The organism is Kribbella swartbergensis (assembly GCF_054784135.1).
The window spans coordinates 1-13470 of record NZ_BAAGPM010000014.1 but is presented as its reverse complement, the minus strand read 5'-3'; the positions used below and the strand labels follow the sequence as shown (position 1 = coordinate 13470).

Below are 13470 nucleotides of genomic sequence, written 5' to 3'. Positions count from 1 at the left end.
GTCAGGCCTCCACCCTCGTCTCGACCGCTTCCCGGAGATCCTTGCGATGCCCGAGCTGTTCGAGCCAGTCGACCAGCAGCGCATGGACCGCGTCGGAGCCTACGGGAGGTTCGTGCACCTCCCAGCGACTCGGGTGCACCAGCACCGCCTCGGTCTGCCAGCCGCCGATGCCGCCGTGGCACCCGACCAGCTCCTCGAACGCCGCCACCTCGTGCGTGTACTCGTCCAGGCGGCTGATCACCACGATGTCCCCGTTGTGCGGCATCTCCGCCTGCCGCAGCAGTGACGCGGCCGCGAACGGCCCGTACGGCGCCAGCGGGTCGACGCCCTCGATCCGGCCGGTCCTCAGGACGTGCACGCCGGCCCGCCCGATCGCGACCGGGCCCTCGGCCAGCGAGTCGACCACGACGAACCCGATACCCGGGTGCGTCGCCAGACCCGGGACCAGCTTCGGGTGCAGCAACTCGATCTCCTCCAGCGGCACCCGGCCCGGGGTGGTCGCGAGGTAGATCAGCGCCAGGTTGCCCGACGACGTGACCACCACCTGCTCGTCGGCGGCGATCTGCGGCTCGCAGTCCTTCGGCCCGAGCTCGACCTCGCCGTCCTTGGCCTTGCCGTGCAGTGCCTTCCGGGTGACCGAGCCCGCCACGCTGCGCCGCAGGCTGATCTCGGTCAGGAACGCGTTCACCGGACCCCAGCCCTCGGTCTTGCCGACCGCCGCGACCGGCTCCTTGGTGGTGTCGACCAGGTCGTCCACCACGTCGGTGAGCGTCCGGCCGTACCGCTGCAGGAAGGTCGCGCCCTGGCTCTGGCCGTGGTCGGACAGCACGACGATCTCGTACGAGTGCGGCAGGATGTCGATGATCCGCTGCAGCGCACCGAGCACCCGGTCCAGGCCCTCCAGGGTCTGCAACGACTCCGTCCGGGTCGGCCCGGCGTAGTGCGCCACCTCGTCGTAGTCGACGAAGTCGCAGTAGATCACCGGCGTACCCTTCACCAACTCGTCGGTGATCAGCGAGACGTTCAGGTCCCGCAGCAGGACGTTGGTGATCGCCCGCAGGAAGATGTAGGCGCCGCCGCGCTTGACCCGCGGGATCAGGTGCCGGACCCGCTGGCGCCGGGCCTGGTGCAACTCCTTCACCATCTCGGCGACGCACAGCACCAGACCGCGGGCGGCACCCTGCGGGCTGGAGAAGAACCGGACGTACCCGCGGCTCCGGTTGCTCGGCAGCGCGGCCCGGCTGAACACCAGCTCGGACCGCTCCGCGTCACCCGACCAGTTGTTGCTGATGCTGACCCCGCCGTCGGCGAGCAGGCCGCGCCCGGTCGAGATCCGCGTCTCGATCTCGGCGGCGTCCCGGCCCCGGTTCGTCACCATCACCCGGCCGGTCTCCTTCTCGTACCACCGGAACGCCGGGATCTGCCGCGAGCCGCCGTGCAGGATGCCGGCCTGGCTGGCCGGGGTGGTCGACGGTACGCCGGTGTGCCAGCCGACCATCGAGTGTCTGCCGTCGCGGATCCAGCCGCCCAGGTTCGGCAGGTTGCCGGCCAGCACCATCCAGTTCAGCAGCGGCGCGGACAGGCCGTCGATCTGGACGATCAGCAGACCGGTCTTCGGCGCCGGCGTGATCTTCCGGGCCCGGCGGTGCACGACCCGCATCACCTCGGCGACGTACGCGTCGTCACTGCCGGCGTACGCGACCCAGCCGACGAACGCGCTCACCGACGCCATCACGACCGCCACCAGGACCGGCGCCTCGACGCCGCCGTGCAGGTTCACGCCGGGGTCCACGGTGATGCCGAGGTAGATCACGCCGAACTGGGACAGCAGACCGCCGACGAGGACGCCGAGCGAGCCGATCAGGATCGCGACCCCGGCCAGCACCCAGCGCATCAGCATGCTGAACACGGCCAGCAGCACGACCAGCCGCAGGATCGGCACCCGGCCGTCGCTGCTGATCTGCGGCAACGTCCAGAACGTGATGATCAGCGAGACCAGCGACGCCAGGCCGCCGAACAGCATCGCCTGCAGACCCCGGCCGGTACGCCGGCGCAGGTCCAGCCAGACCGGACGTCGCCGACGCCGGTCCCCGGACACCTGCTCAGGTGGTTTCGCCATCTCGTGCTTCGTGCTCCCCGTCGACGCCGTTGTGCTGTGACGAGCCTACGAGCCATCATCCAGCCCCACCGCATCCTGCCACGCCCCCACAGGGCCCACCCCGGGCCCACTCCGGGCTCCCCCAGGCAATTCCCTGACCCCCACCCGCCGCCGGAGGCGGGGTTACTGGAGTTCTAGGTAGTCGACTTCGGTGTAGAGGGTGGCTTTGGTCAGGCGGATGGTGTTCCAGCCGGCGTTGAGGGTGATGGAGACGGAGGTCTGGCGCCAGTTGTCCCAGCCGGTGGCCGGGTAGCTCACCGTCCCCTGGCTGTTGCCGTTGACAACGAGCCCGTGGCTGGCGGTGGCACCCGAGCCGTTCGCGTACCCGACATGCAGCGTGTAACCGCCCGCGACCGGCGCGAACACGGAGTTCTCCACCCACGAGTCCGCGTAGTCGATGTACGCGACCACCTTCCCGTCCGAGGCGCCGGCCGCGTTCGACCGGACGACACAGTGGTTCAGCGTCCCGCGCTCCGCCTCGTACCGCACCCGGCTGCCGCGCACCACCGGGTAGTCGTTGGCCCAGCCGACGTCGGCGACGTACAGATGCCGCGACCCGCCGACCCACCCGTGGACGAACACCTTGTTGCCGACGAAGTCCGCACCACCCGGCCCGCAGATGTGGTTGTCGAACGTCGCCGTCGTCATCAGCGGCCGGTACGCCGTCGTCCACGGCCCGCTCAGACTGGTCGCCGTCGCGTACGACGTCAGGTAGTTGCAGTCGGTGTACCCGCCACCTGAGAAGAACAGCACGTACTGGCTGCCACGCTGGACCAGATCCGGCGCCTCGATGATCCCGCTCGAGGTGAGCAGGGCGGCGTTCCCGCCGGCCAGGGTCGTGCCGTTGTTCGCGGTACGCGTGAGCCAGAGGGTCGACGGGCGGCCGATCGCGTTGCCGTCGTTCTTCCAGACCAGGTATCGGGTGCCGTCGTTCGCGACGAACGTGTTCGCGTCGATCGCGCCGCCGAGGTCGAGCGGGCAGATCAGCGGCTGGCTGCCGAGCGGGGTGAACGGGCCGAGTGGTGAGCCCGCGGTGGCGACACCGATGCATTGCCGGCCCGACGCCTTGTGCCAGGCGGTGTAGGTGAGGGTGTAACTGCCGTCCGGGTTCGGGTGGACGTCCGGTGCCCAGGTGCGGCCCGGTTGCGCCCATCCGGACGACGGCCCGCCGGGCATCGCGTCGCCGCGGATCGTCCACGGCCCGTTCGCGCTCGGGGCGGTCGCGACCGGCACGTGCCCCCGGCCGTTGTTGGTCGAGTACGCGTACCAGGTGCCGTTCTTCTCGAACACGTCCGGATCGGGGAAGTCCTCGCCGATGATCCGGGCCGGGAAGACCGCCGCGGTGGTGGCCGCGTGGACCGGCGGTGACAGGAGGGCGGAAAGGCTGAGCACGGCCAGCAGAGCCGTCAGAAGTCGTCGCATCGGGACTCCTCAGGTCGGGGCGGTTACCTGTGCACCGAACTTTTCCATCGATTCACCTGGAGCGCGAGAGGCTGGAGGATTTTCCGCGATCCCTGGACCGGCGGCCCGTTGAGGTGGAGACTCCCGCCTAGTTGGTTTCCGCCTGGGTTGAGGGGAGTTCTCGTGAGGTATTTACCGAGGGTGTCGGGCCGTGGGGTGGTCGCCGCGGCCGCCGTGCTCGCGACGGCGGTCGGCGGTGTGGTGACACAGTCCGGTACGGCGCCCACCGCCGTACAGGCGACAGCTCTCCAGACGCGGCTGGACACGCTGCTGAACGACAGCCGCTTCAACGGCTCGCAGGTCGCGCTGGTGGTCCGCGACGCGACGACCGGCGAGACCTTGTACGACCGGAACGGCGGCCAGCGGATGCTGCCCGCCTCGAACACCAAGCTCTTCTCCTCGGCGGCCGCGATGGACGTCCTCGGCCCGTCGTACCGGTTCCGCACCGACGTCCTCGCCACCGGCCAGGTCCACCGCGGGACGCTGCTCGGGGACCTTTACCTCAAGGGGTACGGCGACCCGACCGCTCTCGAGTCCGATTACGCCGGGCTCGCCAAGCAGCTCGCCCAATCGGGCGTACGCCGGGTCGTCGGCGACCTGGTCGCGGACGACACGTACTTCGACCGCGTCCGCCTCGGTGACAGCTGGGCCTGGGACGACGAGCCGTTCTACTACTCGGCGCAGATCTCCGCTCTGACGCTCTCGCCGAACACCGACTACGACTCCGGTACGGCGATTGTCGAGAGTTCGCCCGGCGCGTCGGTCGGGGCGCCCGTGCAACTCGAACTGGTTCCGGCGAACGGCGTACTCAAGCTCGTCAGCACCGCGACGACCGGCGCGGCCGGGTCGGCGAACACGCTGAACATCGAGCGTGAGCACGGCACCAACGTCGTCCGGGTGACCGGATCCGTGCCGCTCGGCGCGTCGACCGGCCAGGAGTGGGTGACGGTCTGGGAGCCGCAGCTGTACGCGGCCGACGTGTTCCGGCGGGCGCTCGCGGCGCAGGGCATCAGCGTGATGGGAAAGATCAAGGACGCGGCCTCCCCGTCCACCGCCCGGGTGCTCGCCCGGGACGAGTCGATGACGGTCGGCGAACTGATGAACCCGTTCATGAAGCTGTCCAACAACATGCACGCGGAGACGCTGGTGAAGGCGATGGGCGCGGTGGCCGAGGCCGAGGGCACCTGGCCGGCCGGTCTGGGCGTAGTCACGGACTACGCGAAGAGCGTCGGCGTCGAGACCGGCACGATCCGCCTCTCCGACGGCTCAGGCCTGTCCCGCAAGGTCAACGTCACGGCGGACAGCATCACCGATCTGCTCATCGGGGTGCAGAAGGAGCCGTGGTGGCAGCAGTGGTACGACGCTCTGCCGATCGCAGGCAACGCGGACCGGTTCACCGGCGGCACCCTGCGCAATCGGATGCGCAACACCCCGGCCGCGAACAACCTGCACGGCAAGACCGGCTCCCTCACCGGCGTCACGTCGCTGTCCGGCTACGTCACCAACGCCGACGGCCGCAAGCTGGTGTTCTCGATGATCAGCAACAACTACCTGGTCAGCCCACGCTCCGTCGAGGACGCCGTCGGAGTCACCCTGGCCTCCTGGTCCGACCAGGCCCCGGCCGCCGTCTCCCCCAACACCTTGAGGAGCACCGCCGAACAGTGCGACCTCGAATGGGAGAAGGCCTGCTAAACCGTTAGACAGTACGGCGGTCATCTCCCGACGATGTCGGAATGACCGCCGTACTGCCGCAGGCTTTCACCGTTCGCCCGCCGACCAAGGCCGACGCCGAGGCGGTGCTCGGACTGGTGTCCGCCTACAACACCGCAGTGGTGGGGTTCGCCGATTACACCCTCGACGATGCTGTCGATGCGCTCGGCGAGCCAGGGTTCGAGCCGGAGACGGACGGCTGGCTCGTCTTCGAGGGCGAGACCCCGGTCGGCTACGGGTGGGTCTTCGGCAAGGGTGATCGCCGGCAGCTCGACATGGACCTGTTCACCGCCGATCCGGTGGTCGAGTCGTACCTGCTCGGGGAGATCATCCGGCGCGCCGGCGAGATCGCCCGGGCGCACGGGCACTCGGCGGTGCAACTCGATGCGGTCGTCTATCGCGCCGACGACGCACGGCGGCGGCGGTTGTCCGGCGAGGGGTTCGCCGCGGGTACGACGTACCATCGCATGCGGATCGACCACGCCGGGCCGGTCGAACCGCCTGAGGTTCCGGCCGGGGTCACGGTACGGCGAGGGGCTCCGGACGAGGCGAGCCGACGGGCAGCACACGCCGTGATGACGAGGAGCTTCGAGGGGCAGTTCGGGTTCACGCCGCGGCCGTTCGAGGAGTGGCATGCGGCTCACGAGAACCATTCGGCCTTCGACTGGTCCGGTGTGACCTTGCTGGAAGAGGACGGGCGACCGGTGGCCCTCCGGGAGACCAATGACCAGTTCCTGGAAGACGAGAACTGCGGTTACATCGGCCGGCTGGCCGTCCTCCCCGAGGCGCGCGGTCGCGGGCTGGCGAAGTACCTACTGCGAGATCAGTTCGCTCTGGACGCAGCCGCCGGACTGGCCGGGACGCTGCTGCACGTGGATACCAACAATCCGACACCGGCGCTTGACCTGTATCTGTCGGTCGGGATGACGGCGGCCCTGGTCATCGACGTCTGGCGCCTCGAGGTGCCGGCCTGATGGACGGCTTCATCGTTCGTCCGATGACTGTTGACGACGCCGCGTTGATCGCTGAGCGGAGCGGGGCCTACACCAGCGCTCTGCTCGGGTTCGCGAAGCACAGTGCGGAGGATGTGGCGAACTACCTGCGGGATCCCGGGTTCGACCCGGCGACCGACGGGTGGGTGGTGCTGGACGCAGACGGGCAGTTCGCGGGGTCGGCCACGGCGATGGCGAACAGCGACCGGTCTCGGGTGAATCTCGAGGTGCTGAGTGAGATTCCGGCCGTGGCCGAGTGGTTGCTCGATCGTGGCGTCGAACGTGCTCGACAGGTCGGGTCCGGCGACGTCGTCGTGAGTGTCGGCGTGATCCGCCAGGACGAGTTCCTGGCGAAGATCGTCGCCGCGAAGGGTTTCGCGATCGACACCTCGGTGCACCGCATGCGGATCACCTTCGACGGTCCCGTCGAGCGGCCGGCGGTGCCGGCTGGAGCGGTCGTACGACGCGGGGCGTACGACGACGCGAGTCGCCGGGCGGCGCACGCCGTCCTGGTGGAAGCGTTCAGCACCCAGCCGGGCGCGGATCCGCGTCCGTACGACGAATGGGCGGAGTCACGGGAGAGCCGCTCGACGTTCGACTGGTCGCAGCTGACCACGGTCGAGGTCGACGGGCGGGCGGTCGCGGTCCGCGAGTGCAACGACAACTTCGTCGGCACCGAGAACTGCGGCTACGTCGGACGATTGGCCGTCGTACCGGATGCTCGCGGCAAGGGTCTGGCGAAGTTCCTGCTGTACGACGCCTTCACCACCGATTCGGCCGGCGGCCGGTCCGGCACGATCCTGCACGTGGACAGCTCCAACCCGACACCGGCCGTCGGCCTCTACACGTCGGTCGGTATGCGCCCCGACCTGATCAGCGACATCTGGCGGCGGACCGTCAAGTCCTAGGTCTCCTCGCCCGGCTCGTTGCGGTCCCCTGGGCGCCAGGCCTTGCCGTAGCGAGATCTGAGAGATTACTCTCGAAACATGTCTCTCAGAAATCCGTACGGCGACTTCGAGATCACCGACCCGCAGGCCATGCGGGCGCTGGCTCACCCGGTCCGGCTGGCGGCGCTGAGCTGGCTGCAGAAGAACGGCCCGGCCACCGCGACCCAGCTCTCCGAGCACGTGGGCGCCTCGCCGTCGGTCACGAGCTGGCATCTGCGGCACCTCGCCACCTTCGGTCTCGTGGTGGACGAGCAGCCGCCGAACGCGGACAAGCGGCAGCGCTGGTGGCGGGCGGTGGCCCGAGGGTTCCGGTACGAGATGCCCGGCACCCCCGAAGGTGCCGAGGCCGGCCGGCTGCTGCGCGCCGAGCTGATGAACCAGGCCCTCGAAGCTGCCCAGCAGTGGCTGGTCGAGACCGAGCCCGAGCTCGACCCCGAGTGGGACCGGCTGGCGGGCTCGGCGAACACCCGGCTGAGCCTCACGCCCGCCGAGGCCGAGGCGATCGAGGACGCCATCGAGCAAGTGCTCGCGCCGTACGTCCAGCGCGGGGAGGAAGGCGCACCGGCGGGTGCACGCCATGTCCGCTTCCTCCGCCTGTCGTTGCCTGAAGCACCGAGCTGACCGGGCCGGACCATGAAAACTCTTTCCGCCACGAGTCTCTGGCGTGACCGGCGGTTCCGGACCTTCTGGTCCGCGCAGACCGTCTCCGAGTTCGGCGACCGCGTCACCGAACTGGCGCTGCCACTGATCGCCGTCCTGCTGCTCGACGCCTCTCCGGCGCAGGTCGGCTTCCTGACCGCCGCGGTCTGGCTGCCGAACATCGCCTCGCTGTTCATCGGCACCTGGGTCGACCACCGGACGGACAAGCGCCCGTTGATGATCGCGGCCGACCTCGCCCGGGCGGTCCTGCTGCTGAGTCTTCCGGCCGCGTACTGGCTGGACGCCCTGACGCTGGGCCAGCTGTACGTGATCGCAGTACTGGCGGGGACCGCTCACGTCCTCTTCAACACCGCCTATGCGTCGTTCTTCGTCACTCTCATCGGCCGTGACCACTTCCTGGAGGCGAACAGCAAGCTCTCGGCGACCAGGTCGATCTCGTTCATGGGCGGTCCCGCCGTCGGCGGTCTGCTCATCCAGTGGCTGACCGCGCCGGTCGCGATCTTCGTCGACGCGCTGTCCTTCGTGGTCTCGGCCGTCCAGCTCAGCCGCGTGAGGACGCAACCCAGCCGGAACGACGAAGCCGACGAGCCACTACTCCACCGCGCCCGGGCCGGCATGCGGTACGTGCTCCGGCATCCGTACCTTCGCCGCAGCCTCGGCTGCGCGACGACGGTGAACTTCTTCAACCTGATCAGCATGGCGTTGCTGGTGCTCTTCGCCAGCCGCAACCTCGGGCTGTCCGCGGGCACGATCGGCCTGGCCTTCGGCATCGGCGCCAGCGGCGGCCTGCTCGGCGCACTCGCCGCCTCGCCGCTGAGCCGGATCTTCGGTGCCGGCCGGCTGATCGCGGTCAGTTCGGTCGTCTTCCCGGGTTCGGTGACGATCGCGGCGCTGGCGGACGGGCCGACCTGGGCCCGGGCCGCCGCGCTCGCCGCGGCCGAGTTCATCGGAGCGTTCGCGGTGATGTGTTTCGACGTACCGCTCAACTCGATGCAGGCCGCGCTCATCCACGACCACATGCGCAGCCGGGTCGCGGGGGCGTTCAGCAGCATCAACTACGGCATCCGTCCGCTCGGTGCCGTGGCCGGTGGATTCCTCGGCACCTGGATCGGCGTCCGCGAGACCCTGCTGGTCTCGGCGGCCGGCGGGTTCCTCGCCGTACTGTGGCTGATCCGCTCCCCCATCATCCGCACCCGCGACCTCGACGGCCTGCGACCACCGGAGCTCTAGTCGTCCACGTCCAGCTTGGCGACCGTGCGGCGGAGCGGGACCTCGTTGATAAAGAAGACCGCGATCAGGCTGACCAGCGCACACGCTGCCGCGATCAGGAAGATCCGGCCGGTCGCGTCGCCGTACGCGTGCCGCACCAGCTCCGCCAGCTGGGGCGGCAGGTGATCGACGTCGAGCAGGCTGGTGCCGGATCCGCCGTCCCGCACCTTCCGCGCGGCCTCCGCCCCGCCGGGACCGGCGAGCAGGCCCTGGACGATCAGATCCTTCACCCTGACCGCGAGTACGGCGCCCAGCACCGACACACCGACCGCACCGCCGAGGCTCCGGAAGAACGCGACCGTCGCACTCGAGGCACCGATCTCACTCACGTCGACGGTGTTCTGGACGGCGAGCACCAGGTTCTGCATCGTCATGCCCATGCCCAGACCCATCGCCAGCATGCCGATCCCGACGTACCAGTACGGCGTGGTGTGGTCGATCGTGCCGAGCACCACCAGGCCGGCGACGAGAAGGATGCCACCGGCAATCAAATAGCGCTTCCACCGGCCGAACCGGGTGATCATCTGGCCCGAGCCGACCGAACCCAGGAACGACCCGAGCATCATCGGGATTGTCAGCAGGCCGGCCTCGGTCGCGCTGTAGCCGCGGGCGAGCTGGAAGTACTGACCGAGGAACAGCGCGCTGCCGAACATCGCGACCCCGACGGCGAGGCTGGCCACGATCGCCAGCGCGGTGGTGCGCTCCTTGACCACCTTCAACGGGACCAGCGGCTCCGCCACCCGGCTCTCGACCACGACCGCGACGATGCCGAACAGCAGGGTGCCGCCGACGAACAGCGCGGACTGCCAGGACAGCCAGGCGAAGTCGTGCCCGGCGAAAGTGACCCAGATCAGCGGCAGGCTCGCCGCGATGCCGATCAGTACGGCGCCCAGGTAGTCGATCCGGACCCGGCGCTTGATCAGCGGCAGGTGCAGGTACTTCTGCAGGATGACGAGGCTGATCACGGCGAGCGGCACGCAGACGTAGAAGCACCAGCGCCAGCCGAGCCACGCCGTGTCGACGATGACACCGCCGATGAGCGGGCCGCTCACGGTCGCGACAGCCATCACGGCACCCATGTAGCCGGAGTACCGGCCGCGGTTGCGGGGCGGGATCGCCGCGCCGATGATCGCCTGGGCCAGCGCCATCAGGCCGCCCATCGCGAGGCCCTGCAGAACCCGCGCGCCGATCAGGAACGGCACGGTGTGGGACAGGCCGGCCAGCGCCGAACCGACCACGAACAGCGAGATCGACAGCTGCACCAGCAGCTTCTTGCTCATCAGGTCGGCCAGCTTGCCCCAGATCGGGGTCGACACCGTGGTGGCCAGCAGGCTCGTGGTCAGCACCCAGGTGTACTGCGTCTGGGAGCCTTCGAGGTCGGCGATGATCGTCGGCAGGGCGTTGCTGACGATCGTGGAGCTCAGCATCGCCGTGAACAGTGCGGCGAGCAGGCCGATCAGGATCTCGAGGATCTCGCGATGGGTGAGTTCCGGCGTACCAGCCGCGGGTGGCCTGGTCTCGGTGACGGTCATCAGTCTCCAGTCGAAGGAACGGGCGGTGTGCGCCGCGGGGATTTGCCGGCCTCGGTGATGGCGTGCGCGATCCGCCGCATGGTGTCGGCTGCCGCGAGCATCGCGTCGTCGTCGAGGTCGGTCAGGGCGGCGCGAAGATGCTGGGTGTAGGACGAGTACAGGGCCTCGAGCTGGGCCTTGCCACGCGGCGCCAGGCTGACCAGCCCGACCCGCGCGTCGGCCGGATCCGGCCGACGGCTCACCAGTCCGTCGGCCTCCAGCGTGGCCAGCTGCCGGCTCACCACCGATGCGTCGACACCGAGTTTGGCGGCGAGCTCACCACCGCGTTGCTCACCGTCCCGCAGCAGAACCTTCAGCACACTCGCGTCCGCCCGCCGCAGCCCGCCGTCGGGCGTCAGGTGCCGATGCTCGACACACCGCACGGCGCGGATCAGCGCGCTGACCCCTTCGAGCACCTCCTGCGCCGCCCGGTCCCGCTCCACCCCCGGGACGAGGGGTTCCTGAGCTAGTTGCATAAACCAACTATATAAGCAGATAGTTGGTTTTCACAACCATATGTGCTGGAAGCAGCAGGTCGGTAACTGAGAGAGATCAGCTCAGGTCGTGGTTGAGGCGGGAGAGGAGGCGGCCGAGGTCGGCGAGGTCGGCGGGGTTCCAGCGCTCGAGGATGGCGCGGAACTCGGTCTGGCGTTGGGTGCGCATCGCGTCGAAGCGTTCGGCGCCGACCGTGGTCAGGCGGAGCAGGCGGGCGCGGCCGTCGCCGGGGTCGCCGACCCGCTCGATCAGGCCGAGGTTCTCCAGCTGGGTGATGCCGCGGCTCACGGTCGACTTGTCCAGACCGAGCGCCTGGGCGACGTCGGACGCCCGTACGCCGGGCCTGCCGCCCGCCGTCCCGAGCTCGATCTGCGAGATCAGCGCGTAGCCGGCCGCATCCATCTCCGGATGCACCCGGCGGGCGAGCCGCAGCGAGGCCGATCGGGAGCGGCGGAACAGCGCGGACAGCTCCTGCTCGATGTCCGCGACCAGCCGCTCGCTCTGCTCCGGGCGCTCGGTTGCGGGGCGCTCGGACTGCTGGTGCACGGTCACCGGACCACGATCCCGGCGTCGCGCAGTGCCTTCTTCACGTCCGCGATCCGGAAGTCGCCGAAGTGGAAGACACTCGCGGCCAGTACGGCGTCCGCACCCGCTTCGACCGCGGGCGGGAAGTGCTCGGGGGCTCCCGCTCCCCCGCTGGCGATCAGCGGTACGTCGACCACTGCCCGGACCGCCCGGATCAGTTCGAGGTCGAACCCCTGCTTGGTGCCGTCGGCGTCCATCGAGTTCAGCAGGATCTCCCCCGCGCCCAGCTCACAGCCGCGCTGGGCCCACTCGATCGCGTCCAGCCCGGCCGACTTGCGGCCGCCGTGCGTGGTCACCTCGAACCCGCTCGGCTGGTCCGGCGCCCGCCGTACGTCGAGGGACAGCACCAGCACCTGGTTGCCGAACCGGTGGGCGATCTCGCGGATCACCTCCGGCCGGGCGATCGCGCCGGTGTTGATACCGACCTTGTCCGCACCGGCCCGCAGCAGCCGGTCCACGTCGCTCGCCTCGCGGACGCCGCCGCCGACGGTGAGCGGGATGAACACCTGCTCGGCGGTCCGGCCGACCACGTCGTACGTCGTCTCCCGCGAACCCGAGGAGGCTGTGATGTCGAGGAAGGTGAGCTCGTCGGCCCCCTCCGCGTCGTACACCTGGGCCATCTCGACCGGATCCCCGGCGTCACGCAGATCGGTGAAGTTGACACCCTTGACCACCCGCCCGGCATCGACATCCAGGCAGGGAATCACACGCACGGCAAGACTCACGCGGCCAAGCGTAGCGTTCAGCCCCGGTACAGCAGCCCGACGACCGCTCCGAGGACGGCGCTTCCGGCGAGAATGGCGAGGATCACAGGCACGTATCTGCTGTCCTGCCCGGCCAGCGGCGCACCGGGGACGGCGGGCAGGTTGAACAGTGGGGTGACTCGACGCGGGAGCACGACGCCGCGCGCCGCCACCGCACTCAGGCCGTCCTTGATCCTCGGGAAGACCTGAGGCGGTACCGGCATGACGAGTACGACGTCGGTCAGGTCGTCCCGCAACCGAAGACTGACCGACCCACCGCGGCCGCGCTGCCAGCGTGCACCGGTCAGCGCGGTCAGGTCCAGCGACTGCCGCCCGATGATGGTCGTCACCTCCAGGTGCTGTCCGCACATCCGCGGCCGGATGCCGAGGTTCCCGACCAGCAGGCTCAGGGCGATCAGCCAGACCGCAGAGCCCACGAGCACGACAGGCTCGAGCGCGCCGCCGACGCCTGACCGAAGCCACAACCACCATGCCGGCACAACGACAAGCGTCATCCCCGCCGCGACGCCGTACCGCGTCCCCCGCGAGATCCGCCGCGGCTTCACGTCGTCCATCCGGGCCACGCTAACCGGCCGGAGGGCTCTTCAGATATCCGCCGACCGACCGTCGCGCCTACCGCCAGGTTCTTACTCGCCAGTTCCACCCGAGGCGGCAATCGTCGCCAGAGCCATCGGGCGGGTGGGCTGGGCACCTCCACATCCCGCAATCCCACGCATCACCTCCAGGCGCGAGTGGGCGTCCTCCACTCCCAGACCCCGCAACCACCCCGTACGCACCACCTCTGGGGGTGGGCGGGCCGACCACTCCACACCCCCCAACCACCCCGTGCGCAGCACCTCAAGGGGGGCGGGTGGGCGG

Annotated in this window: 12 protein-coding genes; 5 read left to right on the top strand and 7 right to left on the bottom strand. The window is 69.6% G+C overall.

From position 1 onward, the window contains the following. Window position 1 precedes the first annotated feature (1 nt). Both ACYVOK_RS06910 and ACYVOK_RS06905 read right to left on the bottom strand, forming a co-directional pair. Window positions 2-2119, bottom strand: a complete 2118-nt coding sequence (locus tag ACYVOK_RS06910; protein ID WP_460661422.1) for an alkaline phosphatase family protein — start codon at window positions 2117-2119, stop codon at window positions 2-4. Window positions 2120-2281: 162 nt separating this feature from the next. Beyond that, window positions 2282-3580 carry a family 43 glycosylhydrolase gene (locus ACYVOK_RS06905; protein WP_460661421.1) on the bottom strand — a complete coding sequence of 433 codons (1299 nt, stop codon included), beginning with the start codon at window positions 3578-3580 and terminating at the stop codon, window positions 2282-2284. A 162-nt stretch (window positions 3581-3742) separates the two neighbouring features. On the opposite strand from ACYVOK_RS06905, the gene dacB reads away from it, so the two are divergent. The 5 genes from dacB (at window position 3743) to ACYVOK_RS06880 (ending at window position 9158) form a co-directional block, all read left to right on the top strand. Then, entirely contained in the window at window positions 3743-5311 is a 1569-nt protein-coding gene (gene dacB / locus ACYVOK_RS06900; RefSeq protein WP_460661420.1) for a D-alanyl-D-alanine carboxypeptidase/D-alanyl-D-alanine endopeptidase, read from the top strand. Window positions 5312-5352: 41 nt separating this feature from the next. Continuing rightward, entirely contained in the window at window positions 5353-6303 is a 951-nt protein-coding gene (locus ACYVOK_RS06895; RefSeq protein WP_460661419.1) for a GNAT family N-acetyltransferase, read from the top strand. 23 nt (window positions 6304-6326) lie between these two features. Continuing rightward, window positions 6327-7229: a GNAT family N-acetyltransferase gene (locus ACYVOK_RS06890; protein WP_460661418.1), complete on the top strand. Its 903-nt coding sequence runs from the start codon at window positions 6327-6329 to the stop codon at window positions 7227-7229. A 78-nt stretch (window positions 7230-7307) separates the two neighbouring features. Then, on the top strand, window positions 7308-7889 hold the full coding sequence (locus ACYVOK_RS06885) for an ArsR/SmtB family transcription factor (RefSeq protein ID WP_460661417.1): 582 nt from the start codon (window positions 7308-7310) through the stop codon (window positions 7887-7889). Between the two features lie 12 nt (window positions 7890-7901). Next, a complete protein-coding gene (locus ACYVOK_RS06880; RefSeq protein ID WP_460661416.1) occupies window positions 7902-9158 on the top strand; it encodes an MFS transporter in 1257 nt (418 codons plus the stop codon). Here ACYVOK_RS06880 and ACYVOK_RS06875 read toward each other — a convergent pair. The 5 genes from ACYVOK_RS06875 to ACYVOK_RS06855 all read right to left on the bottom strand — a co-directional run bounded on the left by ACYVOK_RS06875 (window position 9155) and on the right by ACYVOK_RS06855 (window position 13166). Then, complete coding sequence (locus tag ACYVOK_RS06875) at window positions 9155-10729, bottom strand: MDR family MFS transporter (protein WP_460661415.1); 1575 nt, start codon at window positions 10727-10729, stop codon at window positions 9155-9157. The two genes, ACYVOK_RS06880 and ACYVOK_RS06875, sit on opposite strands and share 4 nt — an antisense overlap. Further along, window positions 10729-11244: a MarR family winged helix-turn-helix transcriptional regulator gene (locus ACYVOK_RS06870; protein ID WP_460661414.1), complete on the bottom strand. Its 516-nt coding sequence runs from the start codon at window positions 11242-11244 to the stop codon at window positions 10729-10731. The genes ACYVOK_RS06875 and ACYVOK_RS06870 overlap by 1 nt, the downstream gene beginning before the upstream one ends. Before the next feature lie 76 nt (window positions 11245-11320). Continuing rightward, window positions 11321-11815, bottom strand: a complete 495-nt coding sequence (locus tag ACYVOK_RS06865) for a MarR family winged helix-turn-helix transcriptional regulator (RefSeq protein ID WP_460661413.1) — start codon at window positions 11813-11815, stop codon at window positions 11321-11323. Next, window positions 11812-12573 (bottom strand): imidazole glycerol phosphate synthase subunit HisF, encoded by a 762-nt coding sequence (hisF, locus tag ACYVOK_RS06860; protein ID WP_460661412.1) that lies wholly within the window; start codon window positions 12571-12573, stop codon window positions 11812-11814. Before hisF ends, ACYVOK_RS06865 begins: the two co-directional genes overlap by 4 nt. A 17-nt stretch (window positions 12574-12590) precedes the next feature. Continuing rightward, window positions 12591-13166, bottom strand: a complete 576-nt coding sequence (locus ACYVOK_RS06855) for a hypothetical protein (RefSeq protein ID WP_460661411.1) — start codon at window positions 13164-13166, stop codon at window positions 12591-12593. Window positions 13167-13470: the final 304 nt, after the last annotated feature.

Coding starts and splice junctions, on each gene's coding strand:
- ACYVOK_RS06880 (WP_460661416.1), top strand. CDS start 7,902: ATGAAAACTCTTTCCGCCACGAGTCTCTGGCGTGACCGGCGGTTCCGG.
- ACYVOK_RS06875 (WP_460661415.1), bottom strand. CDS start 10,729: ATGACCGTCACCGAGACCAGGCCACCCGCGGCTGGTACGCCGGAACTC.
- ACYVOK_RS06890 (WP_460661418.1), top strand. CDS start 6,327: ATGACTGTTGACGACGCCGCGTTGATCGCTGAGCGGAGCGGGGCCTAC.
- ACYVOK_RS06905 (WP_460661421.1), bottom strand. CDS start 3,580: ATGCGACGACTTCTGACGGCTCTGCTGGCCGTGCTCAGCCTTTCCGCC.
- ACYVOK_RS06885 (WP_460661417.1), top strand. CDS start 7,308: ATGTCTCTCAGAAATCCGTACGGCGACTTCGAGATCACCGACCCGCAG.
- ACYVOK_RS06895 (WP_460661419.1), top strand. CDS start 5,353: ATGACCGCCGTACTGCCGCAGGCTTTCACCGTTCGCCCGCCGACCAAG.
- ACYVOK_RS06910 (WP_460661422.1), bottom strand. CDS start 2,119: ATGGCGAAACCACCTGAGCAGGTGTCCGGGGACCGGCGTCGGCGACGT.
- ACYVOK_RS06870 (WP_460661414.1), bottom strand. CDS start 11,244: ATGCAACTAGCTCAGGAACCCCTCGTCCCGGGGGTGGAGCGGGACCGG.
- ACYVOK_RS06855 (WP_460661411.1), bottom strand. CDS start 13,166: ATGGACGACGTGAAGCCGCGGCGGATCTCGCGGGGGACGCGGTACGGC.